This window comes from Thermostichus sp. MS-CIW-37 (genome assembly GCF_054060065.1).
Genome location: NZ_JBSSCV010000006.1, coordinates 86,884 through 112,185, shown reverse-complemented (window position 1 = coordinate 112,185; position 25,302 = coordinate 86,884). Strand labels below are relative to the sequence as shown.

At 58.8% G+C, this 25,302-nt stretch carries 25 protein-coding genes; 15 read left to right on the top strand and 10 right to left on the bottom strand.

Annotated features, from left to right (window positions below; translation table 11 throughout):
* Nucleotides 1-309: zinc ribbon domain-containing protein (locus ACVWYZ_RS04635; RefSeq protein ID WP_457466320.1), on the top strand; the 309-nt coding region annotated here is incomplete at its 5' end.
* Between the two features lie 24 nt (nt 310-333).
* Here the strand turns inward: ACVWYZ_RS04635 and ACVWYZ_RS04630 are convergent.
* Nucleotides 334-1,113, bottom strand: a complete 780-nt coding sequence (locus ACVWYZ_RS04630; RefSeq protein ID WP_457411546.1) for a TatD family hydrolase — start codon at nt 1,111-1,113, stop codon at nt 334-336.
* Nucleotides 1,114-1,320: 207 nt separating this feature from the next.
* On the opposite strand from ACVWYZ_RS04630, the gene ACVWYZ_RS04625 reads away from it, so the two are divergent.
* Nucleotides 1,321-1,908 carry a thioredoxin family protein gene (locus ACVWYZ_RS04625; RefSeq protein WP_041437584.1) on the top strand — a complete coding sequence of 196 codons (588 nt, stop codon included), beginning with the start codon at nt 1,321-1,323 and terminating at the stop codon, nt 1,906-1,908.
* Here the strand turns inward: ACVWYZ_RS04625 and hisN are convergent.
* On the bottom strand, nt 1,893-2,702 hold the full coding sequence (gene hisN / locus ACVWYZ_RS04620) for a histidinol-phosphatase (RefSeq protein ID WP_457466318.1): 810 nt from the start codon (nt 2,700-2,702) through the stop codon (nt 1,893-1,895). The genes ACVWYZ_RS04625 and hisN overlap by 16 nt on opposite strands.
* 62 nt (nt 2,703-2,764) lie before the next feature.
* Here hisN and ACVWYZ_RS04615 point away from each other — a divergent pair, with 62 nt between their 5' ends.
* Both ACVWYZ_RS04615 and ACVWYZ_RS04610 read left to right on the top strand, forming a co-directional pair.
* On the top strand, nt 2,765-3,409 hold the full coding sequence (locus ACVWYZ_RS04615; protein ID WP_457466316.1) for a biotin transporter BioY: 645 nt from the start codon (nt 2,765-2,767) through the stop codon (nt 3,407-3,409).
* Between the two features lie 180 nt (nt 3,410-3,589).
* Nucleotides 3,590-4,030, top strand: coding sequence for a hypothetical protein (locus ACVWYZ_RS04610; protein WP_457466314.1), 441 nt, complete (start codon nt 3,590-3,592; stop codon nt 4,028-4,030).
* 316 nt (nt 4,031-4,346) lie between these two features.
* Here the strand turns inward: ACVWYZ_RS04610 and ACVWYZ_RS04605 are convergent, their stop codons facing one another.
* Complete coding sequence (locus ACVWYZ_RS04605; protein ID WP_011434021.1) at nt 4,347-4,463, bottom strand: photosystem II reaction center protein I; 117 nt, start codon at nt 4,461-4,463, stop codon at nt 4,347-4,349.
* A 385-nt stretch (nt 4,464-4,848) separates the two neighbouring features.
* Between ACVWYZ_RS04605 and ACVWYZ_RS04600 the strand changes: the two genes are divergently transcribed.
* Nucleotides 4,849-5,808 carry an alpha/beta hydrolase gene (locus ACVWYZ_RS04600; RefSeq protein ID WP_457466312.1) on the top strand — a complete coding sequence of 320 codons (960 nt, stop codon included), beginning with the start codon at nt 4,849-4,851 and terminating at the stop codon, nt 5,806-5,808.
* Between the two features lie 25 nt (nt 5,809-5,833).
* Nucleotides 5,834-6,820, top strand: coding sequence for a porphobilinogen synthase (gene hemB, locus ACVWYZ_RS04595; RefSeq protein ID WP_011434019.1), 987 nt, complete (start codon nt 5,834-5,836; stop codon nt 6,818-6,820).
* Nucleotides 6,821-6,831: 11 nt separating this feature from the next.
* Here the strand turns inward: hemB and ACVWYZ_RS04590 are convergent, their stop codons facing one another.
* Nucleotides 6,832-7,368 carry a slr1601 family putative cell division protein gene (locus tag ACVWYZ_RS04590; protein WP_238376986.1) on the bottom strand — a complete coding sequence of 179 codons (537 nt, stop codon included), beginning with the start codon at nt 7,366-7,368 and terminating at the stop codon, nt 6,832-6,834.
* A 220-nt stretch (nt 7,369-7,588) separates the two neighbouring features.
* Here ACVWYZ_RS04590 and ACVWYZ_RS04585 point away from each other — a divergent pair, with 220 nt between their 5' ends.
* Complete coding sequence (locus ACVWYZ_RS04585; protein ID WP_457466310.1) at nt 7,589-8,806, top strand: RNA-guided endonuclease InsQ/TnpB family protein; 1,218 nt, start codon at nt 7,589-7,591, stop codon at nt 8,804-8,806.
* A gap of 229 nt (nt 8,807-9,035) precedes the next feature.
* Nucleotides 9,036-9,962, top strand: coding sequence for a thylakoid membrane protein ThyD (thyD, locus tag ACVWYZ_RS04580; RefSeq protein ID WP_457466308.1), 927 nt, complete (start codon nt 9,036-9,038; stop codon nt 9,960-9,962).
* 313 nt (nt 9,963-10,275) lie between these two features.
* Here the strand turns inward: thyD and secA are convergent, their stop codons facing one another.
* Complete coding sequence (secA, locus tag ACVWYZ_RS04575; protein ID WP_457466306.1) at nt 10,276-13,149, bottom strand: preprotein translocase subunit SecA; 2,874 nt, start codon at nt 13,147-13,149, stop codon at nt 10,276-10,278.
* A 251-nt stretch (nt 13,150-13,400) separates the two neighbouring features.
* Between secA and ACVWYZ_RS04570 the strand changes: the two genes are divergently transcribed.
* Genes ACVWYZ_RS04570 through purU form a run of 3 tightly spaced genes read left to right on the top strand, consistent with a single transcriptional unit; the run spans nt 13,401 to nt 14,885 of the window.
* On the top strand, nt 13,401-13,715 hold the full coding sequence (locus ACVWYZ_RS04570) for a TatA/E family twin arginine-targeting protein translocase (protein WP_457466304.1): 315 nt from the start codon (nt 13,401-13,403) through the stop codon (nt 13,713-13,715).
* Nucleotides 13,716-13,718: 3 nt separating this feature from the next.
* The gene (locus tag ACVWYZ_RS04565; protein ID WP_414389638.1) at nt 13,719-13,979 is read left to right on the top strand and encodes a hypothetical protein; all 261 of its coding nucleotides are present in this window, start codon (nt 13,719-13,721) and stop codon (nt 13,977-13,979) included.
* A 57-nt stretch (nt 13,980-14,036) separates the two neighbouring features.
* Nucleotides 14,037-14,885 carry a formyltetrahydrofolate deformylase gene (gene purU / locus ACVWYZ_RS04560; protein WP_414343735.1) on the top strand — a complete coding sequence of 283 codons (849 nt, stop codon included), beginning with the start codon at nt 14,037-14,039 and terminating at the stop codon, nt 14,883-14,885.
* Between the two features lies 1 nt (nt 14,886).
* On the opposite strand, the gene ACVWYZ_RS04555 is transcribed toward purU, so the two are convergent.
* Both ACVWYZ_RS04555 and ACVWYZ_RS04550 read right to left on the bottom strand, forming a co-directional pair.
* Complete coding sequence (locus tag ACVWYZ_RS04555) at nt 14,887-16,128, bottom strand: RNA-guided endonuclease InsQ/TnpB family protein (protein WP_457466301.1); 1,242 nt, start codon at nt 16,126-16,128, stop codon at nt 14,887-14,889.
* A gap of 243 nt (nt 16,129-16,371) precedes the next feature.
* Nucleotides 16,372-16,680 (bottom strand): gas vesicle protein GvpV, encoded by a 309-nt coding sequence (locus tag ACVWYZ_RS04550; RefSeq protein ID WP_238376787.1) that lies wholly within the window; start codon nt 16,678-16,680, stop codon nt 16,372-16,374.
* Between the two features lie 100 nt (nt 16,681-16,780).
* Here ACVWYZ_RS04550 and ACVWYZ_RS04545 point away from each other — a divergent pair, with 100 nt between their 5' ends.
* Nucleotides 16,781-17,275, top strand: coding sequence for a pentapeptide repeat-containing protein (locus ACVWYZ_RS04545; protein ID WP_041436747.1), 495 nt, complete (start codon nt 16,781-16,783; stop codon nt 17,273-17,275).
* Between the two features lie 14 nt (nt 17,276-17,289).
* On the opposite strand, the gene ACVWYZ_RS04540 is transcribed toward ACVWYZ_RS04545, so the two are convergent.
* On the bottom strand, nt 17,290-17,598 hold the full coding sequence (locus ACVWYZ_RS04540) for a hypothetical protein (protein WP_414330858.1): 309 nt from the start codon (nt 17,596-17,598) through the stop codon (nt 17,290-17,292).
* A gap of 194 nt (nt 17,599-17,792) precedes the next feature.
* Between ACVWYZ_RS04540 and ACVWYZ_RS04535 the strand changes: the two genes are divergently transcribed.
* From ACVWYZ_RS04535 to tenA, 3 genes are all read left to right on the top strand, one after another.
* Nucleotides 17,793-18,524, top strand: coding sequence for an aldehyde oxygenase (deformylating) (locus tag ACVWYZ_RS04535; RefSeq protein WP_041436745.1), 732 nt, complete (start codon nt 17,793-17,795; stop codon nt 18,522-18,524).
* A gap of 130 nt (nt 18,525-18,654) precedes the next feature.
* A complete protein-coding gene (locus tag ACVWYZ_RS04530; protein WP_011434004.1) occupies nt 18,655-19,680 on the top strand; it encodes a long-chain acyl-[acyl-carrier-protein] reductase in 1,026 nt (341 codons plus the stop codon).
* Between the two features lie 321 nt (nt 19,681-20,001).
* Nucleotides 20,002-20,661 (top strand): thiaminase II, encoded by a 660-nt coding sequence (gene tenA / locus ACVWYZ_RS04525; protein ID WP_457466299.1) that lies wholly within the window; start codon nt 20,002-20,004, stop codon nt 20,659-20,661.
* Here tenA and ACVWYZ_RS04520 read toward each other — a convergent pair.
* Nucleotides 20,658-21,383: a uracil-DNA glycosylase gene (locus tag ACVWYZ_RS04520; protein ID WP_457466297.1), complete on the bottom strand. Its 726-nt coding sequence runs from the start codon at nt 21,381-21,383 to the stop codon at nt 20,658-20,660. The genes tenA and ACVWYZ_RS04520 overlap by 4 nt on opposite strands.
* The gene (locus ACVWYZ_RS04515) at nt 21,361-25,278 is read right to left on the bottom strand and encodes a DNA-directed RNA polymerase subunit beta' (protein WP_457466295.1); all 3,918 of its coding nucleotides are present in this window, start codon (nt 25,276-25,278) and stop codon (nt 21,361-21,363) included. The genes ACVWYZ_RS04520 and ACVWYZ_RS04515 overlap by 23 nt, the downstream gene beginning before the upstream one ends.
* Between the last annotated feature and the right edge of the window lie 24 nt (nt 25,279-25,302).

Below are 25,302 nucleotides of genomic sequence, written 5' to 3'. Positions count from 1 at the left end.
CTGAAATTTCAAGCCAAAAAGAAAAACGTGGTTGTCGTGGAAGTATCGGAAGCGTACACCAGCAAAACCTGTACCAAGTGCGGGCACATCCACACTAAGTTGGGTGGCGCAAAGGTGTTTAGATGCCCAAAGTGCGACCACAGGCTACCACGAGATTGGCAAGGCGCTCTGGGCGTTATGCTCAGGGCTTTGCGGGATACCGCCTTTCTGTTTGGACTCCGTCCGAGTAGCGCGGTCGCGTCAGCGTCGCGTAGTGACAACGGAAACGGACAGAATGCTATCGCTTCACCGCTGAGCAGTAATGCTTAGCAGTGTTCAGCGTAAATGTATCAGCTAGGGGAGAGGCAACCGAAACAGGCGAGCAGCGTTCTGGCTGGTTTCTTCTGCCAGTTTTTCCGGTGGGATTCCCAACAGCTCCGCCAAGGTTTGGGCCACCCGCTGCACGTAAGCCGGCTCATTGCGTTTGCCGCGGAAGGGGGTGGGAGCCAGAAAAGGGCAATCGGTTTCCACCAAAAGCTGGGATAGGGGCACCTCCAAGGCCGACCGGCGGACAGTCTCGGCATTTTTGAAAGTGACAATGCCGCTGAAGCTAATGAAGCAGCCCAGCTCGACAAACAGCCGTGTCTCCTCCGGGGATCCGCTCCAGCAATGCATCACCGCCCGCACTGGCCCCCCCGTGGCCATGGCCTCCTTGAGGATGGCGTAGGTGGCTGCTGCCGCCTCGCGGCAATGGACGATCAACGCCAGATCCTGCGCTTGGGCAATGGCAATCTGGGCCCAGAAGGATTCTTTTTGCCGCTCGATATCCGCCGGGTTGGACTTGTAGAAATCCAGGCCCGTCTCCCCGATAGCCACCACTCGCTCGTCGCTGGCGGCCAGGTGGGCGATCTTTTCGGCCAAATCGGGCTGCCACTGGCCCGCCTCCAAAGGGTGCAGCCCCACCGACAAAAATACTTCCGGATACTGGTCTGCAATGGCCTGCAACTGGGGGAATTCTGCTGGTGTTACACAAGAATGCACCAAACGCCGGATCCCCGTCTGACGCCAGCGCTCGGCCACCTGGGGCAGATCCGCGGCAAAATCGGGGTAATTGAGGTGGACGTGAGTATCCACCAAAGGAGCAGCAGGTAAGACGGCGGTGCTCAAGGCTCAGCTCCCCAACAATCGTGTTGCCAACCTTATCCAATTGTAAAAGCTGTCCCCGGCCTGCTTAGGATCCCTTCTGGCGCTCCCGTTTGCCGGCGAGCTCCCCTTGCGACGGCTCCTGGGGGGGCAGGATGATCCACAATGATTGAGGAAACCTTACGCCGGAGGTTTGTTATGGCCCGTACCCCCTCAACCATGCTGCCTTTGGGCACCCCAGCCCCTGACTTCAGCCTGCCGGATGTGGTGAGCGGCCAAACCATCTCCCTCTCCACCTTTGCCGACAAGCCGGCCCTGCTGGTGATGTTCATCTGCCAGCACTGTCCCTATGTGAAGCACGTGCAAGAGGAGCTGGCCCGCCTTGGCAGAGATTACAAGGATCGCGGCGTCGGCATTGTAGCCATCAGCGCCAACGATGTGGAGAAATACCCGGATGACAGCCCAGAGAACTTGAAGAAGATGGCCGAGACCTTGGGCTTTACCTTCCCCTTCTGCTACGACGAAACCCAAGAGGTGGCCAAAGCCTTCACCGCCGCCTGCACCCCCGACTTTTTCTTGTTCGACGCGGATCGCAAGTTGGTCTATCGTGGTCAACTGGACGACAGTCGTCCCAGCCTGACGGATGTGCCGGTGACGGGCAAGGATTTGCGGGCGGCGCTGGATAACCTTCTGGCCGGCAAGCCCATCGATCCCGACCAAAAGCCCAGCCTGGGCTGCAACATCAAGTGGAAACCTGGCAATGAGCCTGCTTATTTCGCTGGGTAGATCCCGCTTTTTTGAATCGCGGCCAGGGCCTGTCGATGCAAGCTGGGGTTGGCTGCCGCCAACACTTCTCCCGTGGAGGTGCGGGTTAAGGGATCCCCTTGCCAATCGGTAATCACGCCACCGGATCCCTCAATCACCGGCACAAGGGCAGCAAAGTCGTAGAGGGCAAGGCCACACTCCATCACCAGATCCACACAGCCGCTGGCCAACAGGCCGTACTGGTAGCCATCGCCGCCATAGGAGGTGATGTGAACCGCCTGGCTGAGCCGTTGGAAGCACCGTTGTTGGTCGGGTTGGGTGAACAAATCAGGGGTGGTACAGCTCAAGTAGGCGCGGCTGAGGTCGGTATTGGCCTTGGTTTGAGCAGCCTGTCGGTGAGAGGGGGTCATCCATTGGGTGGGTTGTCCCCGCACCCCCAGCCAGCGTTCGCGCAACACCGGTTGATCGATGATGCCCAAAATGGGGCGGTCTTCTTCCAAGAGGGCAATCAAAGTGGCAAAGGTGGGCTTGCCGGTGGAAAAGGCGATGGTGCCATCCAAGGGATCCAGAACCCAAGTATAGAGGGATCCCGTCTGGTGAAAACCAAACTCTTCGCCAAGGATGTTGTGTTCTGGCACTTGGGCCATGAGCAAAGCCCGCATAGCTCGCTCTGCCTCCCGGTCGGCCACCGTCACAATTGGGGAGCGGGCCTCTTTGTATTCGGCTTGCAGTTCTCCGCGAAACAGGGGGCGAATCACCGCTCCGGCAGCATCGGCCAGGGCCTGGGCCAGTTCAATCCACTCTGCCTTGACCACCTTTTGCCCACCCTATTTGCGCGTCTCCCCTCTTAGCATAGAGTAAGGGTTTCCCCCCGGTTATGCGGTCTGGCCTGCTCTTAACTCCTCTGGAATGGCTCTGGACGGCGATTGGGGTAATCCTGACCATTTTGGGCACCCTGACCCATTTGAGTTTTCCGCCGGAGCTGCCTGGGTTGGGGGGATACAGCTTCTCGCTGCAAATCGGGGGCGTGTTGCTGACGGCTTGTTTGGCGGGGCCGGTGGCAGCGGTGTGCGCCCAGATCGTCTATCTGGGGCTGGGGCTGGCAGGGCTACAGGTGTTTGCCCAAGGGGGAGGATGGCAGTACCTGTACCAGCCCGCCTTTGGCTACTTGCTGGGGTTTTTGCCGGGAGCTTGGGCCTGCGGGACGATCGCCTTTCGGCAACGGGATCCCTATCCACCCCCTTCTCCTCTGGCCCGCCAACGTGCTGTCGATGGGAAGCGGTTGGCAGGAGGGATCCCTGACTCCCCGGTGGGCCTCCAAGAGTTGGGATCCGGCAGCTTGGTGGCTTTGGCCTTGGTTCACCTGACCGGGATTCTCTACCTTTTGGCCACACAACCCTGGAATGGGGAGTTGCTGAGGTTGATAGGGCTTTACTCCGGCTATACTCTGCCGGGACAGATCATCGTGGCCAGCTTTGTTGCGGTGATAGCGTTGCTGTTGCGGCGCTTGCTGCTGCTCTGAAGCAAGGGAATCAACTCTGCGCAAAGGCCCATGCAGATTTAGGTCGTGGCGCATCTTTTCTCAAGCTGCAGAGGCAGAAAGTAACTTAGAAAAGTAACTTAGAGCTGTGCCGCTCAAGCGGTGGTACAGATTCTGGTCAAGTCTTGCCAGGATGGATGGGTTTGCGTGAGGAACTGCGGGATGCAACGGACTGCTCTCACCCTTTTGGCCACTGGCCTTTTGGCCACTGGGCTGGCTGCCTGTGGAGATGGCGGCAGCTCAGGGGGTTCGATCCTGCCCCCACCCCAAGGCCCAACGGTTTCGTTTATCAATGCGCCCACCTCGGTGCGGGTGGGCACCTCCACGCCGGCTTTTACGGTGCAGGTGAGTGTGCCGGGTGGTGCTCGTCCAACGCAGTTCCTCGAGCTGGAAACTTTCAACCCCAGCGGCGTGCGTGTGCAGAGGGAATTCTTCAGCCCGCAGCAGGCCGGCTGCAATCCCGGGGCCACCTTTTGTAGCTTCATCACCGACTTCCGCGTTGCCCTCGGGGATCCCATCGGCGTTTGGCAGTTCCGGATCACCGCGTTTGACCAACAGAATCGCTCCGGATCCCAGACATTGCTGATTACCGCCTTCCAGTGAGCCAGCCGAGTTGCCAGCTTTGAGGCGAGGCCATTCACTCCAGAGGGGAATGCCCACCAGCGGGCCGAAGTCCGAACAAGGACTGAATCTTGCTCACCGCTGCGGCTTTCTTCCTGCTTCCACAACCCCTAACCAGCAGCAGCTTGCGTCGCCGCACCGCCGGAGGGATCTCCACAGGCGTCAATTTCCCCAGGGCTAGCGTTCCGCGCCGCCGGTGCGACCGGCAGAGTTCCACAAAAATAGGGCCGGAGGCATGCCCCCTCAAGCTATGAGCCGGTTATCACTTGGGTTCGCAAGCTGCCCAAGGCGGGATCCCCTACTCCAGGTCTCGACGGTTGGGGTTGCGGGAGGGATCGTTGCTCAAAAAACCAAACACAAAAAGCCCCACAAAAAAGATGACAACCGCGTAAACAGAGATTTTCAGTAACAGCATAGTTTCAGCAACCCGTTTCCGACTGAATGAACCGATGAGGCGCTAAGGCAATGGTAAAGCAAGGGTGAACCACCCCAGAGAGGGGATCCCGTTCAACCTGAGACCCCGCAAAACTTCTTCACAACATCATACCTCTCAGCGGCCCTTTTTCCCGCAAATGGCCCCAGTTCGCCCTGAGAGCTCCTTTCATCACGCCCTCAGGAAAAGCTGCAAAGCTTGGCCTGTTAGGGATCCCCGGCAAGAGCAGAGATTGTTAAGAAATATTTTGGACTGGAAACAAAGATTGCCGCTCCTCAGCGGCGGCAGCGCTCGCGGGCGACTGGGACATAGGAAGATAGGATTTGTGGCTTTGCCGGGTCTTGCCGGACGTGTGTTGGATTTGCCCATGCCTTTTGATCGGTTAGGTGACTTAGAGGCTCTGGATGGGCGGTCGGAAACTCAGCCGCAAACTGCGTCGGGGATCTATCGGCCTCAGGAGTTGCCGCTTTCCGATGGGATCCCAGCTTTTCTGCACCACTGGCCCCAGGGATCCCCTTGCGGACGGGTGTTGCTTTTGCACGGTAAAGGGGATCACGGCGGCGGGTTTTGCCCTTTGGCCGGCGAGTTGGCTGCTCAAGGGTGGGAGGTTTTGGCTCCCGACATGCGGGGATTTGGTCGCTCCGGCGGGATCCGCTGCTGGATCGACCGTTTCAGCCAATATCAAGCCGATCTGGAGAGGATCACGCAGCAGATTTGGCCGCAGAAAGGGATCCCGCAGATCTGGTGTGGGTATAGCGCGGGGGCCAACTGGGTTACGGAATATGCCCTTGCCCATCCCGGCCAGGTGCAGGGCCTGGTTCTCATCTCTCCGGCTTTTCGCATCGACCACTATTTCACCCCTTTGACCCACGCCCTTCTGCAAGTTTTGGACAGGGTTATTCCCCAGTTGGCCTTGACCGGCCTCTACGAGCCAGCGCGGGTGACTTCCCTACCCGAGCAGCAAGCCGCCTTTGCGGCGGATCCCCACATGTGTGGTGTAACGCGGGCCAGATTCACAGCCGAACTGGTGCGCAGTGGACAGCGCTGCCTCGACCAAGCCCATCGGCTCCGCCTGCCGGTTTTGCTGCTTTACACCTCTGCCGATATCGTCGTCAATCCTGCCGGAGCTGTGGATTTTGCCCGTCGGCTGCCCCAGGGAGAGATCCACGATTTTCCCCGGTCGCGCCACGATCTTTTGCACGACTGCCAAGCGGAAGCGGTAAAAGAGACCCTCCACCGCTGGCTGGCCCGGCATTTCCCCTCTGCCCCGGATGTCGCCCCTCGCCCAACAACCAGCTCAGCCCCTACCGACCTCATGGCAAAATAGAAACGCCCTCTTTCCTGCTGCTCCCATGAGCCAAGACCTGATCTACCGTCCCCGTCGGCTGCGGCGCACAGAAGCCTTCCGCCAGATGGTTCAGGAAACCCACCTGCGGGTGCAGGATCTGATCTATCCCCTGTTTGTCATGGAGGGGGAGAACCAGCGGCAGGAAGTGGAGTCGATGCCCGGCTGCTACCGCTACACCCTAGACCTGCTGCTGAAAGAGGTGGAGGAAGCCGCTCAATTGGGGATCCCGGCGGTGGCCCTGTTCCCGGTGGTGCCGGAAGAGAAAAAGGATCCCACCGGGCAGGAGTGCTTCAACCCAGAGGGCTTGATCCAGCGGGCGGTGCGGCGGATTAAACAGGAAATTCCCGAGATTTTGGTGGTAACCGATGTGGCCTTGGATCCCTACAACAGCGATGGCCACGATGGCATCGTGCGGGATGGGGTGATCCTCAACGACGAGACGGTGGAAGTTTTGGTCAAGCAAGCCCTCTCCCAAGCAGAGGCGGGAACGGATATTGTGGCCCCCTCGGACATGATGGACGGTCGTGTCGGTGCCATTCGGGAGGCCCTGGATGACCAAGGCTACACCGATGTGGCGATCCTGGCCTACTCCGCCAAATATGCCTCTGCCTTCTACGGCCCCTTCCGCGATGCCCTGGGATCCGCGCCCAAATCGGGAGACAAGAAAAGCTATCAAATGGATCCCGCCAATGCTCGGGAAGCCATCAAGGAAGTGGAGCTGGACGAAGCCGAGGGGGCGGACATGGTGATGGTGAAGCCGGCCCTGGCCTACCTGGACATCATCTACCGAGTCAAGGAATCAACGGATCTGCCCGTGGCCGCTTACAACGTCAGCGGCGAGTACGCCATGATCAAAGCCGCCGAACAAAAGGGCTGGATCGACGGCAAAAAAGTGATGTTGGAATCCCTGCTGGCCATGAAGCGGGCTGGCGCCGATATCATCCTCACCTACTTTGCCAAAGAGGTGGCCTTGCTTCTCAAACAAGCCTAGGCAGAGGCAGCCTACGGCCTGGCAGACGGCTGGGTGGACTGCCCGATCCAGGAAGGGTGGGTGTTCTTCTCGTCGTCCGCCACCCAGGTACTGGGATCCACCAAACGCACCTGAATTTGATTGCGTGGCACCCGATTCAGCCGTTCCTTGATCAGGGCCTCCTGCTGCAAGGGATCCATACCTCGATCCACCCCCTCCTGCAGCCGAGAAATCCGAGTGGACAAGACCTCGATATGCCGCTCCAGAACCTGGAGCCGGTGGTGCTGAGCCAACTGCACCGGCAAGAGGCGATACAAACCACTGAGGGCAGCCGCCGTAAACAAGACATTCACCCCGATGTGACAGGCCATCTCCCAGACTTGAGGCTCGTGGCCAGGTTCTTGCCGTCCGCGCCGGCGGGAGCGCTGGACAGGGATCGTCCGCCGACCGGAAATTGGGAGAGAGGAGGGAAACCCTGCCCGAACCAGGGATCCCTGCCCTTGGGAGCGATGCACTCGTGGAGCAACAGAGATGTCCAGCCGAGGCCCAGCAACCTGCTCTGCACGCATAGACACGTGGCGAGCCGGGGTACGGGAAGAAGACTTGGGTGTCACGGGTGAAGGGAAGAAAATAGGGGGACGATGAACCACCTCTGCTGCCAAGAAGCGCAGCTAGGGCCTATTGAAGCCGATTTTTCCAGGTGTGTCAGCTTACTAGCGCAGGAGCCCCGCACTGTACCCGTAGGGTCAGTGTCGGGAGGAATGCGCTTTGATGAAGTACAATGAACCTATGAGCCAAGTCCTGACCATCTCCTGCAAGCTCAAGGTGTCCCAGTCGCAAGCCGCTAAATTGGACGCGACGATGGATGCCTTTGTGCAGGCACTGAACTGGGTCAACCAGAACACGCCGGAGAAGATCGTCAACGCGGTCAAACTGCAATCCCTTTGCTACTACGAGATTCGCGCCCGATTCGGCTTGTCTAGCAACTTGGCCCAGCAGGCCTGCAGACGGGTGGCAGGCGCTCGCAAAGTGGCGAGACAGCACAACCGTCCAGTTAAAGAGTTCAAGCGTAGGTTCGTTACCTACGACGCACGTATCTTCTCGTTCCGCGAGAAAGACTGGACGGTGTCGCTGACCACGGTGGAAGGGCGAGAGCGCTTTGGACTGGCCATTGGCAACTACCAGCGTGGAATACTGGCTGGTTCCAACCCCAAAGCCGCCACCCTGGTCAAGCGGGAGGACGGCTCCTATTACATCCAGATTTGCGTAGAGGAGAAGCCACCCAAGCAACAAGATGCCGACAAGGTGATCGGGGTGGACTTTGGAAGGACGGATATCGCTCATACCTCAGAAGGGGACAACTGGAATGGACAGCAGTTGAGCCGAGTTCGAGACCACTACCCCCGATTGAGGGCGGCACTCCAACGCAAAGCCAGTAAGGGCACACGCAGTTCGCGGCGCAGATGCCGTCAACTGCTGCAACGGCTGTCTGGCAAGGAGAGACGCTTTCAGTCGCGTCAGCGTTGCGTAGCAAAAACGTGGGTCAATCATCGCATCTCCAAAGCTATTGTCTCTAGGGCAAAAGCTACCAACAGCGCTATCGCTCTGGAAGACCTGACGGGGATCCGGGAAAGGGTCAATCAACAGCCACGCAGCAAGACAGAGCGTAGGCGGGCCAACAGTTGGGCGTTCTACCAACTGAGGCAGTTTCTGGAATACAAGGCGAGAGTTGCGGGGGTGACTGTGGTGCTGGTGCCGCCCGCCTACACCAGCCAGACCTGCCACAAGTGCCTGCACATCCATCCTGACCCTGCGCAATCCTACCGCAGTGGTAAGTCGTTCAAGTGTGGACACTGTGGATGGGAAGGGGATGCGGACTTTAATGGTGCGAATGTGATTGCGCTTTTGGGGGCTGTCGTAAACCAGCCTAGAGGTTCGGGCCTGTTTTGTTCTCTGGTAGAGCAAAGCAGGCTCAGGGCTGCTGAAAGCCCGCTCCGTACCGCTTAGCGGTCGGAGTCGGGTAGTTTACGCTTTGCCGCAAAACATTTTTATTCTTGGGCTTTCTTGGGCTCTGCCACTTCGCCAAGCTCAGCAAACGGATGGCGGGATCCCAGGCAATGGCCAACGCGGGGCAGGAAACGCGCTAGGCTAGAGGTTCGAATAGCGGAAAGGCTCTGCACCGTTCAAAGGACAAGGGCGGCACAGGGCTTGTGCAGATGCAAGTCGGATCCACATCATGCGCATTGTCATCACGGGTGGAAGTGGTTTTATCGGGCGTCGCTTGGTGGCCCGTTTGCTGGAGCAAGGGGATCAGGTTTTGGTCTTGACCCGCCGCCCGGAGCAAGCCCGCCGCATTTTGGGGGAATCCCCCAACCTCAAGCTGCTGCCCTACGATCCCTATCGACCACAAACCTGGGCAACCGCCTTGGAAGGGTACGAGGGGATAGTCAACTTGGCCGGAGAGCCTTTGGCATCTTCTCGCTGGACAGAGGCCAAGAAAAAAGAAATCCGTCGTAGCCGTGTGGAAACCACCCAGGCCCTTGTCCAAGCCCTCGCCTCCCTCAACCAAAAGCCCCAGGTGATGATCAGCAGCTCGGCGGTGGGTTACTACGGATCCCATCCAGAAGGGGATCCCCTGACGGAGACGGATCCCCCGGCCCAAGATTTTCTGGCAGAAGTCTGTCAAGCTTGGGAAGCTGCCGCCCGGTCGGTTGAGGAATTGGGGATCCGTTTGGCCATCGTGCGCACAGGGATTGTGTTGGGGCCGGATGGAGGAGCGCTGGGGCAGATGTTGGCTCCCTTCCAATTTTTTATCGGCGGAACGATCGGCTCCGGCAAACAATGGCTGTCTTGGATCCACCGCGAGGATTGGGTGAGCTTGGTCTGCTTCCTGCTGGAGCAGGGATCCGGAGTGTTCAACGCCACCGCTCCCAACCCGGTGCAGATGGAAGAGTTTTGCCGAACCTTAGGCCAGGTCCTGGGTCGCCCCTCTTGGTTGCCTGTGCCGGAGCTGGCGTTGGAACTGCTGTTGGGCGAGGCAGCTCAAGTGGTTTTGACGGGGCAGAAAGTGATCCCGCAAGCGGCTTTGCAGATGGGCTTTACCTTCCAGTACCCACAACTGAAAGAGGCATTACGACAGATCCTCCTGATACATTTACGCTGAACACTGCTGAACATCACTGTTCAACTATGCAGCGATAGCATTCTGTTTGTTTCCATTCGCGTTAGCGGGACGGAGTCCAAACAGAATGGCGGTATCCCGCAAAGCTTTGAGTAGAATACCCAAAGCGCAGTTTCCGTGTCGTCTTACTACCAATTTTCTGCTTTGCTTTGGCTACCATGTTGGCAGACTCGAAAGTAAACAGAAAGATCAACTGGTAGTAATCCGTACTGAACATATTATACATTATTTTCAGTATAGTTGAGCTTATCATTGACTAGAGTCATGCTCCCCCGCTGACTTCTCTCTACGCCAATTATTCTTCCGTGAAATCGGCTTCCATCACCCCTGAAGCAGAGCTGGGATCAGGGCTGGCAGCCGCAGTGGGTGCCGGAGCCGGTCGCGCCGCCTGGGGCACTTGCACAATCTGGGGAGTAAAGATGAATAGGTTGTACACCGTGTTGCGGCGGATGTTGTCCATCATCTCCAGGAACAGCTCGTAGCCCTCGTTCTTGTACTCGATCAGGGGATCCTTCTGACCGTAGCCTCGCAGGCCCACAGCTTCCCGCAGCGCCTCCATCTGCTGCAGGTGTTCCCGCCAGAGGGTGTCCACCTGTTGCAACAGGAAAAAGCGCTCTGCCTTGCGCATCAAACCGGGCTCAAAGGTATCCAGAAAAGCCTCTTTGGCCTCATAGGCCAGTTCTGCCTGCTTGATCAGGTAGTCCAAGATCTGCTCGTAGGAGAGATCCTGCAGATCCTCAACCTTGAGGTTTTGCTTCAAGAGCGGCACAAACTCCTGCATCTTGGCAGTCAGCTTGTCAATTTCCCACTCTTCCGGGGGCAGCTCCGGGTTGACATGAGCCCGCACGATCTCGCCAACGGTTTTGCGCACATAGTCAAGGATCTTGGTCTTGAGGTTTTCCCCCTCCAAGATGCGCCGCCGCTCTGAGTAGATGGCCCGCCGCTGGTTGTTCATCACCTCGTCATACTCGAACACCTGCTTGCGCATGTCGAAGTAGTACACTTCCACTTTTCTCTGCGCATTCTCCAGGCTGCTGCTGAGCAGCGGGTGCTCGATGGGCATATCCTCCTCCACCCGGAACATGTCCATGAGCTTGGCTACCCGCTCGCCACCGAAAATCTTGAGCAGGTTGTCTTCCAAGCTGAGGAAAAACCGCGAGGAGCCGGGATCCCCTTGTCGCCCGGCGCGGCCCCGCAGCTGGTTGTCGATACGGCGGGATTCATGGCGCTCCGTACCGATCACGTGCAGGCCCCCCAGCCTCACCACCTCTTCGTGCTCGGCCTCGGTAATTTTTTCGTACTCGGCTTTGATGCTGTTGTAAACCTCCCGCAGTTGCAAAATTAGCGGATCCTGCACCGGCGCTTTCTCGGAAGCTACTGCGATGAGATCCTCCACCACCAGCTCTGGCAGACGGTTCAGCCCATACTTGGTCACCGCTGCCGCCACCACTTCGTCCAAGGCTTGGCTGGTGCGGGCCGACAGCTCACAGGGGTAAAAATTGGGGGAGACCACCGTCCAGGATTTTTTCGGCTTGGGTGCTGTCCCACCAAATCCCTGGCCACCCCCCCGTCCCACCATCTGAACGGATCCCAAGGGGTTGTCGGCGTCCAATTGAGCCAGCTTGGGCATCAGCCGTTCCCGCAGCTTGAGGCGGGCCATGTACTCCGCATTGCCTCCCAAGATGATGTCCGTGCCTCGACCGGCCATGTTGGTAGCAATGGTTACAGCGCCTTTTCGCCCCGCCTGGGCAATGATCTCCGCCTCCCGCTCCACGTTTTCTGGCTTGGCGTTGAGGAGGTTATGGGGGATCCCCATTTCCTTGAGCATGGCCGAGAGGCGTTCGGATTTTTCCACGCTGGTGGTGCCCACAAGGACGGGGCGCCCCTGGGCGTGCATGTGGGCAATTTCCTCGGCAACCGCTTGCCACTTGCCCCTTTCGGTCTTGTACACCAAGTCGGGGGCATCTTTGCGGCGGATGGGTCGGTTGGTGGGGATCACCGTAACTTCCAGGTTGTAGGTTTTGCCGAACTCGGCCTCCTCAGTGCGAGCCGTGCCCGTCATGCCGGAAAGCTTGGGATAGAGCAGAAAAAGGTTTTGGTAGGTGATGGTGGCCAGGGTTTGGCTCTCGCTTTGAATCGGCACCCCCTCTTTGGCCTCCACCGCCTGGTGCAGCCCATCGGACCAGCGACGACCGGGGAGCACCCGCCCGGTGAACTCGTCCACGATCACCACCTCTTGATTGCGGACGATGTAGTGGACATCCTTGATGAAGAGCTCTTTGGCCTTCACCGCGTTAAAGACAAAGTGCGCCCAGGGATCCTTGGGATCAAACAGGTCAGAGACTCCCAGCAACCGCTCGGCGGCTTCAAACCCCTCGTCGGTAAGAATGACGTTGCGGGCTTTTTCATCCACCTCATAGTGTTCATCTCGGATCAGCTCCCGCGCCACCTGGGCTGCCCGCAGGTATTTTTCGGAGGGGCGAGCCACCTGACCGGAGATGATCAGGGGAGTGCGGGCCTCGTCGATAAGGATTGAGTCCACCTCGTCGATGATGCAGTAGTTAAAGGGCCGTTGCATCACCTCTTTGATATCGGTGGCCATGTTGTCCCGCAGGTAGTCGAAGCCCAGCTCGCTGTTGGTGCAGTAGGTAATGTCGCAGTTGTAGCTGCGGCGCTTTTCTTCGGGTGACATGCCCTCTTGCACCAGACCGACCGTCAGGCCCAAGAAACGGTGCACCTGCCCCATCCACTCCGAGTCGCGCCGCGCCAAGTAGCCGTTGACGGTAACGATGTGAACCCCCTTCCCAGTCAGGCCGTTCAAGTAGGCAGGCAGGGTGGCGACCAGGGTTTTCCCCTCGCCGGTTTTCATTTCGGCAATCTGGCCTTCGTGCAGCACCATGCCGCCGATGAGCTGTACGTCGTAATGGCGCAAGTTCAAGACCCGCTTGGCGGCCTCCCGCACCACGGCAAATGCCTCCGGCAAGAGATCATCCAGAGATTCTCCTCTGTCTAAGCGCTGGCGAAACTCCGTGGTCTTGGCCTTGAGCTCCGCATCCGAAAGAGAGGCGATCTCGATCTCCAGCGAGTTGATCAGCTTGACGACAGGACGGTACTGCCGGATCTTCCGATCGTTAGGATCCCCGAGGAGCTTTTGTAGGGTTTGGAGCATGGGCAAGCCTAGGCCGATGAAGGACATTGATTGATTAACGATGCAATTCTACCATTTTGACTTGGCCGGCCAGGGAGAGGTTGGCCTGGATGAGCTGAGAGCAAAACACCAGAGCCATCGGATAGATGAGGAGAGCCGGCAGTTACTTGCAGTCCGCGGCGAGAAAATGTCACTCTAGGGAGGCGAAGGGATCCCAACCAAACCGTACTCTGCCGAGGCTCATGAATTTTTTGGGTGTTGGACTGCCGGAAATGTTGGTCATCTTTGCGGTGGCTCTCTTGGTTTTTGGGCCCCGCAAACTGCCGGAGATTGGTCGCACGCTGGCCAAAACCCTGCGCAGCCTGCAGGATGCTTCCAGAGAGTTCGAGGCGCAACTGAACAAAGAGGCCCAAGAGCTGGAGAAAGCCACCCGCGGGACAACGGCTGCCGCCCCTCCCAAGGCTTCCCGAACAGCAGCCGCGGCTGAGCCCAAAGCCGAGTCGGTCGCCACAGCCGATACACCCACCTCAGAGATGGCTCCCCCCCCATCCGCAGCCGACGACGCTCAAACAGCAGACGCTGCCTAACCTATGGCCCGCTTCAACCCCCTTTGCTTCGGCATGGAAATTACGCGCTTGTTCGAGCAAGGGCAGTCCTACTTTGCTCCTGCTAAGGTGGAGACCTGGCTGCGGCAGCATGGCCAAAACCCGTCTGACTATGAGATCTCGTTTCACCAGGAACTGCCCCCTGCCGGCTCTTCTGCGGCGATGTGGATTCGCATCGACTTGAAGCGTTGGGATGGCCAGCCGGTGGATCCCTGGCTATTGGAAGAGATCAACCGGGTAGATTGAGAATGGATTGCTCTTGGGGAGAGCCAGTCCCCACAAAGTTGAGGCTGTTGTCTACCGATGCCCAGTGCCACCCTGTTGGTATCTTGCCCTGATCAAAAAGGGCTGGTAGCCAAGCTCTCCAGCTTCATCTACAGCTACGGCGGCAACATCATTCACGCCGATCACCATACGGATCCCGAGGCAGGACTGTTCTTGAGCCGCATCGAGTGGGACTTGGAGGGCTTCCAACTGGAGCGAGGGGAAATTGTCCCCGCCTTTTCGGGTATTGCCCGTGGGATCCAAGCCAACTGGGAACTGCATTTTTCCGACACTCGCCGTCGCATTGCGTTGTGGGCCAGCAAGCAAAGCCACTGCCTTTTGGATCTGATCTGGCGGCAAAGGGCGGGAGAACTGCCCGCCGAGATCCCCTTGATCATCAGCAATCACCCCGACCTGGAATCGGTGGCCCGCTCCTTCGGTATCGATTACTACCACATCCCCGTTTCTCCAGAGGGCAAAGCCGCAGCCGAAGCCCGTCAGCTCGCTCTCCTGCAGGAATATCGAATTGACCTGGTGGTGTTGGCCAAGTACATGCAGGTCTTGAGTGGGTCGCTGCTCCGCCAAGCCCCGCCGGTCATCAACATTCACCATTCCACCCTGCCCGCCTTTGCCGGAGCCAACCCCTACCACCGCGCCCATCAACGGGGGGTGAAGATCATCGGCGCGACTGCCCACTATGCCACCGAAGATCTGGACGAAGGGCCGATCATCGAGCAAGACGTGGTGCGGGTCAGTCACCGCGATACCGTTGCCGACCTCGTCCGCAAAGGCCGCGACATGGAGCGCCTAGTCCTGGCACGGGCAGTGCGGTATCACCTGGAGAATCGGGTGCTGGTGTACCACAACAAAACGGTGGTGTTTGCGTAAACTACCCGACCCTGACTGCTTCGCAGTACAGGGCGGGCTTTCGGTAGCCCTGCAGTTGGCAAGCCAACCACGAACCTCTAGGCTGGTTTACAGCAGCCCCCAAAAGCGCAATCACATTCGCACCATTCAAATCCGCATCTCCTTCCCATCCACAGTGCCCACACTTAAACTTCTTTCCACTGCGATAGGATTGCGTAGGATCGGGATGGATGTGCAAACACCGGTGGCAGGTCTGCGACGTGTAGGCAGGCGGAACCAGCACCACAGGTACTCCGGCAATGGCAGCCTTGTAGACCACGAACATCCTAAGCTGGTAGAACGCCCAGTTATTGGTTCTGCGGCGCTCAGCTTTGCTGCGTGGCTGTTGATTGACCCTTTCCCGGATCCCTGTCAAGTCTTCCAGAGCAATAGCGCTGTTTGTCGCCTTTGCCCTAGAGACAACAGCTTTGGAGATGCGATGATTGACCCACGTTTTTGCTACGCAACGCTGACGCGACTGAAAGCGTCTCTCCTTGCCAGACAGCCGTTGCAACAGTTCTCTGCATCTGCGCCGCGAACTGCGTGTGCCCTTACTGGCTTTGCGTTGGAGTGCCGCCCTCAGCTTGGAGTAGTGGTCGCGGATTCGGTTCAACTGCTGTCCATTCCAGTTATCACCCTCTGACGTATGGGCAATATCCGTCCTCCCCAAGTCCACCCCCAGCACTCTACCCGTGCGTTGCGGTGGGGATGGCTCCGCTTCCACACAGATTTGAATGGAGTAGGAGCCGTCTTTACGCTTGACCAGAGTGGCAGATTTGGGATTGGAGCCCGCCAGCCGTTCTCTCTGGTAGCGGCCAATCGCCAGCTCAAAGCGCTCCCGACCCTCCACCGTGGTCAGCGACACCGTCCAGTCTTTCTCGCGAAACGAAAAGACACGGGCATCGTAGGTCGCAAAGCCTCTCTTGAACGCTTTGACCGGACGGTTTTTCTGTTGGGCAACTTTACGGGCACCGGCCAGCCGTCTGCAGACCTGCTGGTCGCGTAAGCGGGACGTAGTCCTTGCCAAGTTACTGGATAAGCCGAACCGGGCACGGATTTCGCGGTAGCACAGAGACTGGAGCTTAACGGCGTTGGCGACTTTCTCCGGCGTGTTCTGGTTGACCCAATTCAAGGCTTGGCCAAAAGCCTCCAAAGTCGCGTCCAATTTGGCGGCTTGCGACTGGGCTACCTTGAGCTTGCAGGAGACGGTCAGGACTTGGGTCATGGTTTTATCATAACTTCCGCATTCCTCCCGGCACTGACCCTACGGGTACAGTGCGGGGCTCCTGCGATTTCTAGCTGAAGTTCAGGTAACTGTGCAGCCAGCTTGAGAACAGCTGTTCGCTGGCCCAGATTCTGGAGTCGGGTTGAGATAAGCAGCAAATAGTTAAGTTGGCTACAGAATCCCCTGACTTGTTGCTTAGGTCTGCTTTGAATCTTGGGTCTTCTTTGAGATTTATAGGATCCCTCAATACTCGAAGGTCATGGGCGGGAAGCGGGAAGGGCGGGATCTGAGCTGGGCGGGTTCAGAGGCAGGAGCGGGATCCCGAAAGGCTTTTGCCTCCTGCTGAAGGTGTTGCATGGCCTGCTCGATTTCCTGAAGTCGCGCGTGGATTTGCCCTTGCCGCTCTCGAATAAACTCTAGCTCTTGGTTGAGCCGCTGCTTTTCGACAGTGAGCTGCTGCATTTCGGCATAGAGGGCGGATTCGGTTTGGCGGCGAGGGATCGAGCGCAGCTTGGGGCGAGGTCGAGTTCGGGGCACACGGGGCAAGCTCATAAGGGGGGATCCCGGAAAACGGCTTGCGCCTATCCTAGCGTGCTCTTGGCGGCCCTTCTATTCCTAGGTAGGATCCATTCGTCCGGTGTGGAAAACAGCGATGGTGGAAACTGGAGCAGACCTGTTGCAACGCTACGGCAGCGGTGAGCGGGACTTCAGCAACAGCCAACTGGCCGGAGCTGATCTGGCCGGGGCCGACTTGGCCGGGATCGACTTGGGGGGATCCATTCTCCGCCAGGCAAAGCTGGCCTCTGCCAACCTGGAGCGGGCCTACCTGAGCGGCGCCGACCTCAGCCAAGCGGATCTTCAGGGATCCAACCTGCGGCTGGCCAACCTAGAGAAAGCCAAGCTGCAGGGATCCCGATTGCAAGGAGCCAACTTGCGTGGGGCCAACCTGGCCGAAGCGGACTTGAGCGAAGCCGATCTCAGCCAAGCGGACCTGGCAGGGGCCAATCTCACCGGGGCCAACTTGAGAGGAGCCCTTCTTGCCCAGTGCAAACTCAAGCTGGCCAACCTGCGAGGGGCTTGCTACGACGCCACCACTCAGATGGAAGCGGGTGTTACACCGGTGGAGCTGGGCATGGTTCAAGCCTAGAGGGGGAAATGGGGCTAGTCCTCCGGCTCCAAGTCCAGGATCTCCTGAATTTCGGCATCGGTATAGCCCACCGCCCGCAACTTCTCCGATACCGTCTGAATCTCCCCTGGAGACAAATCCTGCTGCCGTACCCGATCCCAGAGATTGGCCACAATCTGCAGCAGCAAACCGCTGCTCTCCGCCTCAAACAGCTCAAAAGCCGTGGCTAGCTCAATGGCCTGCAACACCTCCTCGGCACTGCCAATCGGCTGATCGAGGGATCGTTCCTCCAGCTCCACCAGCAACTGGCGCAGTTGGTTCAGGCCATCCCCAAGAGCAGACATACAGCAGGCTCCACAACGGCACTCGAACCCTCACCCTAGCAGACCCCTATCATTCCGCAAAAGGAATCCCGCCAATTCTGCGGCAGCTACAGCTATTCTGGTTAAAAGAGCGATCTAGCCGCAATCGAGGCGATTGTCGAGTCAGCATAGACAATCAACAACACCCAAACAACACCGAGAGGAGATGCATGAGTATGGCCCCAGTGAACGTCCTGCCCAATACCCCCCAGCCTTTAGCCGATGAGGGTGGCACCACCTTGGACTATGGCAGCGCGGTTTACCGGCAGGCCTACTCTCGCATCAACGGCATTGTGATCGAAGGGGAACAAGAAGCCCACGACAACTACCTCAAGCTGGCCGAGATGTTGCCGGAAGGGGCAGAGGAGCTGCACAAGCTGGCCAAGATGGAATTGCGGCACATGAAAGGCTTTCAATCCTGCGGCAAAAACCTGCAGGTAGAGCCGGATAGGGAGTTTGCCCGCACTTTCTTCGCCCCTTTGCGCAACAATTTCCAAAAAGCGGCAGCAGCCGGAGACCTAGTTACCTGCTTAGTCATTCAGTCGCTGATCATCGAATGCTTTGCCATTGCCGCCTACAACATTTACATCCCCGTCGCCGATGAGTTTGCCCGCAAGATCACCGAGGGGGTGGTCAAGGATGAATATCTGCACCTCAATTTTGGAGAGCGCTGGCTAGGGGAGCATTTTGGCGAGGTCAAAGGGCAGATCGAAGCGGCCAACGCCCAGAACCTGCCCTTGGTCTGGCAGATGCTGCAGCAGGTGGACCAGGATGTAGAAGCCATCTATATGGATCGCGAGGCCATCGTCGAGGATTTTATGATTGCCTATGGAGAGGCGCTGGCCAACATCGGCTTCAGCACCCGCGAGGTGATGCGCCTCTCAGCCCAGGGTTTGCGGGCAGCATGACCCACCTCCATCCTCTGCTGGCGAATTGGGTTTCCGGCCCGGCTGTAGGGATCCCTACCTCTCGTGGGTATGGGCATGTTTTGATGGGATCCGGACGGGATCCATTAGTTATCCAAGCGGGTAAATCTCTATGTTCGGCCTGATCGGGCACTTGACCAGCCTGGCCCATGCGAAGCGGGTGGCAGACAAGCTGGGTTATTCCGAATATGCGGAGAGCGACCTGGAGTTCTGGTGCATGGCTCCCCCTCAGGTGGTGGACGAGATCACGGTAACCAGCATCACCGGCCAAAAGATTTATGGGCAGTACGTCGAATCCTGTTTCTTGCCGGAGATGTTGGCGGGGGGACGGGTGAAGGCAGCTTGTCGGAAAGTGTTGAATGCCATGGCCCTAGCCCAGCGGCGCGGCTTGAACATTACGGCTTTGGGGGGATTCAGCAGCATCATTTTTGAGACTTTTCGCCTCGACAGTCTCCGGCGAGTCCGCAACATTGACTTGGAGATCCAACGCTTTACCACCGGCAATACCCACACCGCCTACATCATCTGTCAGCAACTGCAGTTGGCGGCCCAGCGCTACGCCATGGACTTGGCAGCCGCTACGGTTGCGGTGGTGGGGGCGACCGGAGATATCGGCAGCGCCATTTGTCAATGGTTGGTGGCCCACACTCACTTGGGCAAATTGTTGCTCATCGCCCGAGAGCGACGGCGTCTGGAGGAATTGCAGGCCAAGCTCAAGCAGGGGGAGATCTCTTCGCTGGAAGAGGCCCTGCCCCGCGCTGACTTTATCGTTTGGGTGGCCAGCATGAGCCAAGGCATGGCCCTCGATCCCCAAGTTTTGCCGGATCCCTGTGTCATCATCGACGGTGGCTACCCAAAGAACATCGCCTCCAGCTTGCAGCGAAAGGGACTCTACGTCATTGACGGGGGGATGGTGGAGCACTCTTTGGATATTGAATGGAACATCATGCAGTTTTTGAATGTGGCCAACCCGGCCCGTCAGCTTTTTGCCTGCTTTGCTGAATCCATGCTGCTGGAGTTTGAGGGGCTGTACACCAATTTCAGTTGGGGCCGTAATTTGATCACCCTTGAGAAATTGGATCTGATCGGGCAGCTTTCCCGCAAGCATGGGTTCCGCCCCCTCATGCCCGAAGCCTAATTGAGATTCAAAATGAAGAAAGCCTCAGCCCCAGCAGAGGTGCTGGCCCTGGTCAGGTCAATCACCAATCGAGTAAACTACCCGACACCAACCGCTAGGCGGTACGGAGCGGGCTTTTAGTAGCCCTGCAGTTAGCAAGCCAACCACGAGCCTCTGGGGTGGTTTACTGCACCCCCAATCGACCGTTACCAGTGCCTTAAAAAAAACCGTTTCTGGTGCCCGCAGTATTATTATAGCATTCCTCCCAACACTGACTTTATAGGTACAGTGCGGGGCTCCTGCAATTTCTAGCTGAAGACCAAACGCCGAGAGACGGTCGCCATGCCCCAGTCCTTTACTGCCCACCTTTGGCAAGCCATTCAGCCCATCTACAAGCAAATCCTCGATCACCCCTTCAACCGAGAGTTGGCAGCGGGCAGCCTATCGCGGCAGCGGTTCCAGTTTTATTTGCAGCAAGATGCTCTTTATCTCACGGATTTTGCCCGCGCTCTGGCCTTGATCGGAGCTCGTTCCGAAGGGGCTGAGCAAGTGGTGAGTTTCTTGAACTTTGCCCTAGGGGCCATTGTGGCCGAACGCAGCCTCCATGAAAGCTATTTTCGCCTCTACGACATTCAACCCGAAACGGCCTATGCTCCTGCTTGTTTTACCTATACCCGTTTTTTGTTGGCTGCGGCGGCTGTGGATCCCTATGAGGTGGCCATTGCCGCTGTGCTGCCCTGCTTTTGGATCTACCGAGAGGTGGGATCCGCCATCTATCGCACCGCGCAGCCTGACAATCCCTACCAACAGTGGATCGACACCTACGCCGGGGAAGAATTTGCCCAAGTGGTGCAGCAGGCTTTGGACATCACCGACTCCGTCGCTCAGCAGGCTACAGAACCGCTGCGGGAAAAGATGAGGGCAGCTTTTGTCACTGCCTCCCGGTTGGAATGGCTGTTTTGGGACAGTGCCTATCGCCTCGAATCTTGGCAACCCGCCTAATCCTCAGCCGGTCGGGCTGGCTTACCAGACAGCAACTGCTGGGCTTGCGCGAAAACGGCATCCAACATCGGCTCCGTCAGCAGCCGTGTGGCCGTGTTGCGCCGGCTGGGATGGTAAGACGCCAGCAAATAGCGACCCTCTGCCAGGGGAATAACGCAGTTGTGGCCAAAGCGGGGACGGGGCCTGAGAGGTGGCAAGAGCGTCAGAGCGTGTTGGAAGGCAAAATGCCCCAACGTCAGGATCACCCGCACCTGGGTTAGCAGCTCCAGCTCTTGCTTCAGGTAGCCCAGGCAGGTCTTGGCTTCTATGGCGGTGGGGCGGTTCTCCGGGGGCACACAGCGCACCACTGCCGAGATGTAGCAATCCTGCAATTGCAGGCCATCCTCTCGGTGGGTAGGGGTGGGCTGATTGGCAAACCCGGCTCGGTACAGGGCGCGAAACAGCCAGTCCCCGCTGGGATCCCCGGTAAACACGCGCCCAGTGCGGTTGCCCCCATGGGCTGCCGGCGCCAACCCGATCACCCACAGCCGCGCCTGCGGATCCCCGAACCCTGGCACCGGTCGGCCCCAGTAGAGCTGGTCGCGAAAACGGGCCACTTTCTGAAGGGCGACTGACTCTCGCCAGGCCACCAAGCGGGGGCAGCGGCAGCAACTGACGATTTCAGCTTGCAAAGTGGCCCACTCCTGGATCCCCAGCGCCCTACTCCTCCTCCTCGTCGTCATCCTCCTCTAGCTCGTCGAAGGCAGGGGTGGAATCGTCGATCAATTGATCATCTTCCAAGATCAAACGAGGCGGCAGCTCCGGCAACACCGCAGGCTCTTCCTCCTCTTCGTCAGGCTCCGGCTCGGCGGCAATCTCCTCGTAGGTGGTGAAGCCCGTGCCTGCCGGGATCAAGCGCCCGATGATTACGTTTTCCTTCAAGCCGCGCAGCCAGTCGGATTTGCCCTCAATGGCCGCCTCAGTCAGCACGCGGGTGGTTTCCTGGAAGCTGGCCGCTGAGATGAAGCTGTCGGTATTCAAGCTGGCCTTGGTGATCCCCAGCAGGACGGGCGTGTATTTGGCCGGCGCTCCTCCAGTAATGGCCATGGTGGCATTGATCTGCTGGATTTCCCGCAACTCCACCAGCTCCCCCGGCAACAGGATGGTGTCGCCACCATCATCCACCCGCACCTTGGAGGTCATCTGGCGCACCACGATCTCAATGTGTTTGTCGGAGATCTCCACCCCCTGGGAGCGGTAGACGTTCTGCACTTCGTTGACAAAGAAGCGCTGCACCTCCCGCAGAGCCAACCGTGCGGCTTGGTCATCTCCCAAGGTTTGGCGATGGTACTCGTAGTAGATCTCCAAGAGGTCGTGGGGGTTGGCAGGGCCATCGGTTAGGGGATCCCCCACCCCCACCGGCTGTCCATCTACCACGATCAAGCTCTGCCCCGGCAGCACAGGATAGTCTCTAACCGTGCCATCGGCTTCGATGACCTTGAGATCTGGCTCTTCTCCCCGCCAGCTCAGTTGAACGGTGCCGGGCCGCTTGGCCAGAACACACATTTCCTTGGGCTTGCGGGCCTCCAGCAGCTCCTCAATCCGCGGCAGACCCTGGATGATGTCCCCCGTCTTGGCCCGCTCAAACACCAGGAGGGCCAGGGAATCCCCCCGCTGCACCAGATCGCCATCTCGTACCTGCAGAATGGCACCCGCAGAAACCAAGTAGGGCCGCGCTATCCGCAACACCACTTGGCCGTCCGTTATCTGCATTACCTGTCCCGACTGTGGAGAAGGGATCCCAGGCGCCAGCTCATCTCCGGCCCGCACCAGCGCCCCTACCGCCACGCTGGCTGAACCTGTCAGGGGCACCTGCACCAGATCGTCGTCGGTAATCACCAGCACCCGCCGTACCACCTCCGCTCCCTCGCGGATCCCTTGGACGATCCCGGCCTTTTTGGCTTGGATTTCGGTGCGGGCGATAACATCTCCGCTGGCGATGGAGTCTCCTTCCTTCACCAACAGCCGCGTGTGGGTACTCCCCTGCGTCAGATCCGCTTCCACGTCGCGGCGCAGCAACAGGGTTTCCAGAATCACCAGTTGCAGGCGGCGAATATCTGGATCCTTCTCATCTTGGATCAGCTCGATATCGGCCTTCAGTTGTGGGGCGTCGGTATCGATTTCCAGCACCAGTTGGGTGCGCAGGAGCTCTACAGGGCCTACCGACTTCACCCGCTCCCCATCTTTGAAGGGAACCCGCTGCACCGCCCGCAGACGAATGGAGCGACCGGACTCGCTGGTGGACTCTTGAGTGGGCACCAAGGGCCGGTCGGGGATCTCGTACTCCTGCACCGGACGCAGCAGCAAGCCTGGGCCTTCAGGAGTTTCCACCTGTTCCAAGTAGACCAGTTGGTCGGGAACAATGCTGCTGAGCACCTGTTGCCCGGGCTGGATCAGGGTGCCACTTTTCACTTCCAAGTCGGCGGGGTTGTCCACCAGATGCAGGGATCCCGGCTTGATGACGATCTCCCGCAGGATGTCGTTCTTCTGGATAACCTCGACAACGCCAGCATTCTGGCAAAAGATGTCTTTCACTACCTCGGTGCCCGCTTCCACATACTGGCCGTCGTCCACGTTCAGCAGGGAGATGTCTTTGTTCACCTCGTGGGTCTCTTCCGGGATCCACAGCAGGGTGCCGCCCTGGATGACTTCGTAGCCTTGCTTGGCCTTGCCGCGTCGTGCCACCTCAATGCCGGCGAACTTCACCAAGCCTCCGGTCTGGCTGCGGAAGTGGTTGTCGATCAGCTCCGCCACCACCTCGTCGTTGCCTACTTTGGTGCCCGGAGTGGCCTTGAGGACGAAGGTCTGCCCACTAGAAGTGTCCAGCAAAAACTGCTCCCGCCCCTGGTGGGATTCCACCCGTACCCGTGCTTCCCGCAACACCACGGAAGCGTTGATGATCTCCACCTCGCGCCCGCTTTTGGTGTCGCTGCGCTCCGGCAGCCGCACAATGCCCCCATGCTCCGTCACCAGCAAGGTCTCGGCGATCACATCCCCCGCTTCTACCCGATCCCCGTTTTTCACCACCGGCTCGGCCCCCGGCGGCAGATTGTACACCTGTCCAGACATCACCCAGATCAACCCCTGCCGCTGAGCGGTGTAGGTGGTGTTGCCCTGGCGGTCGGTCTTCTCCTCGATGGGCAGATCGGCAAAGCGAATTTCTCCGGCCAGATCGGCCACCACCTCTTTCTGGGCTTTCTCAGTGCTCTTGCGGCTGGCCTTGGCCAGGGATACCTCCGCGATCAACTGGTCCCGCTGCACCTGGGCTCCGTCCCGCACCAGCAGGGTGGATCCCTGGGTCATGTCGAAGGACTCCCGTTGACCGTCTGGGCCTTCCAAGATGATTTGGTTGTTCACTTCCACCTGCAGGGCATCGTCGCCGTGGCGGGTACGGAAGGGGCGGGTGCGCAGGTTTTTCGGGAAGCGCACGACGCCGGCAAAGGGGGCGCGAATTTGGCGAGCCACCTCCCCTGTAAACACGCCTCCCGTGTGGAAGGTGCGCATGGTCAACTGGGTGCCCGGCTCCCCAATCGATTGGGCGGCGATGATCCCGACCGCTTCCCCCAGATCCACCAAGCGGGAATGGGCCAAGCTCCAGCCGTAGCACATCCGGCACACGGAGCGGTTGGCCTCACAGGTGAGGGGAGAACGCACCATCACCTGCCGGATGCCGGCCTCCACAATCGTCTTGGCCAGGTCGTGATCCACCTCTTGGTTGCGACGGGCAAGCACCACCTGGGTTTCTGGGTGCACCACGTCGCGCGCCAGCACTCGGCCCACCAAGCGCTCCTCCAAAGACACCACCACCTTGTCCCCATCCATCAGGTATTCCAGGAGAATGCCCTGGTCGGTGCCGCAGTCGGATTCCCGCACGATCACATCCTGAGACACGTCCACCAAACGGCGGGTGAGGTAGCCGGAGTCGGCGGTGCGCAGGGCCGTATCCACTAAACCCTTGCGGGCCCCATAGGAAGAGATGATGTACTCGGTAACGGTCAGGCCCTCGCGGAAATTGGTTTTGATGGGCAAATCGATGATCTCCCCCTGGGGGTTGGCCATCAGGCCGCGCATGCCCACCAACTGCCGTACCTGGGAGACGTTCCCCCTTGCCCCCGAGTTGGCCATCATGTAAACGGAGTTGAGGGGATCGTTCTGCCGGAAGTTGTTGAGCATCTCCTCTTTGATCTGGTCGTTGATCTGGTTCCAGGTGTCGATCACCTTTTGGTAGCGCTCCACCTCTGTGATTTCTCCACGGGTATAGCGCTCGGTGGCCGCCTCGATCTCGGCTTCCGCTTGTGCCAACAACTGCCGCTTGCTGGGGGGAACGCGCAGGTCTTCAACGCTGATGGAGACGGCTGCCTGGGTGGCGTATTTGAAGCCCAGGGTCTTCAGAGCATCCGCCATCTGAGCAGTGCGGGCCGTGCCGTAGCGGGCAAAAGACCAAGCAATTAGGTTGCGCAGCTCTTTTTTGCCAATTTGATAGTTGCGAAAGGGCACAGGGGGCAAAGGGGCGTCGGCTTTGTTGCCGTCGGCAGCCTGCCGCGACAGGCCAGCGGAAAATCGTCCTTTTTCGCTCATGATGCCTCGCTAGAGAGAAGGGGA